This window comes from Methylocaldum sp., from assembly GCF_035627495.1.
Classification (GTDB): domain Bacteria; phylum Pseudomonadota; class Gammaproteobacteria; order Methylococcales; family Methylococcaceae; genus Methylocaldum.
In genome coordinates this window covers 1-1,540 of the sequence record NZ_DASPLO010000013.1, presented here as the reverse complement: position 1 = coordinate 1,540, position 1,540 = coordinate 1, and the positions used below count along the sequence as shown (strand labels likewise).

The following is a 1,540-nucleotide window of genomic DNA, read 5'->3' as shown; positions in this document are numbered from 1 at the left end:
GGCTTCGTGCTGGGGCGCGGTGGAACTGGCGACGATGAGAAAGTCGCCGTCGGTCAGCCGCAAGGCGGAGAGATGGACGAAACACCCCCAGACGGGGCGCCGGCCTGCGAGATAGCAGGTTCGCCCCGGCTTCAGGGACTGAACCAGGACCTCGGCCCGCCGCGGCACAGCCCAGGCATTGGGAATCAAGGTATTCCGCTTCAGGCGAAGATAAAACGGAATCGCGGGGGCCTGGAGCCACGGCAACCAGTCCTCGCCGACGAACTCGCGGTCGGCCAGGAGCGCTCGGATGGAAGATGCGCCGAAGACCGACAGAAAGCGCTGCATCAAAGCCATGCGCTCTTCGGTATCGGAATGGCAGGGTTTGTCCAGAACCGTCCACAGCACCGGCAGGGCTATGCCTTGGTGGGCGATCCTCAGAATCAAGACGTTGAGGTCGGTCTTGCCGAATTTCCAGGGCGTGCGATCCAGGGTCACGTACCAGGGACCTTCGCCCACCGGGAACAGTCGGACCAATAAACGAGCGAGGATGTCATAGTCGATCTTGAAAGAGCGGAAGAACCGTTGCAAGCGTTGGTAATGGGAAGCCACGTGGGCAGGTCCTGCGAACCCTTGGGCCAGTTCGGCGAGATTGACGCTCTTTACTTTGAAGAGGGTCAGCAAGAATTGGGCGAGAAACGTCAAGCGGGCGCCATGCCAGGCGAGATGTTCGGCTAAAGCCGCTTTGAGGAGGGTGACGGCGTGATCCATGACGGCAACTCCAGAATGGCTCATGATTCCTTTCGACACCCCTTGGTATCATGGGTTTAGCTCTTTTGTCCCGTACTTAGATCGGCAACTCAACGAGTCTGCTAAGGCAGCGTGACTCACACCAATGAGCCTCCGAGATTCCCGGGGCAGTTCAAGTTCACGCTGGCAATGGAACATTTCAGGGTGGGTGTCTTGCGAATAAATGCTCGCGCCAATAACTTATGTCGATGCGGCGCGACGCTCAACTTAATACGTTAGGCCTCATTTAAGATTGCGAATCAACCAATACGAGGATGAGAGATATGGACGCTATTACAAAACTATACGGGACCTATAGCTCTACTAAATTCTGGGTGATCTCGTCAATGATCTCATTTGGATCGCTCCTTTTCGTCCCAGAGATTTACTCAAACCTTATTTCGTCAACCGACGCCGGCCATACACTTTGGCTGGCATTTTGTCTTCTCATCGCAATATTTGGTGCCGGTCTTCTTCCGTTCGCGATTTGGCAGCATGCGGCGCGAAATGCTTTCTTCAAGTGGTTGCAGGAAAATTGGGGAACCCTCGATTCCGGTGCCACACACCCATCGGATTATACACTAACTCTTGACACACCGCTCGTAACATACAAAGCGGTTTTCTCCGCGCTTGGGTACCTCGAAAAACCGGTTTGAGACGGCGATATTCGACCCCGAGTGGGCCGTTGTTGAGTCGATATCAGGATACTGTTGTTATTTTGCCCCCAACCGAGGCATCGTTTCGGCCGGAGGTCGTCATCTTGTGCGAGTCC

1 protein-coding gene is annotated in these 1,540 nt (G+C 55.3%); it reads right to left on the bottom strand.

Going from position 1 to position 1,540, the window contains the following annotated elements; all coding sequences use genetic code 11:
• A partial coding sequence (locus VEB01_RS01595; RefSeq protein WP_324872356.1) for an IS4 family transposase occupies window positions 1–774 on the bottom strand: 774 nt, incomplete at its 3' end.
• Window positions 775–1,540: the final 766 nt, after the last annotated feature.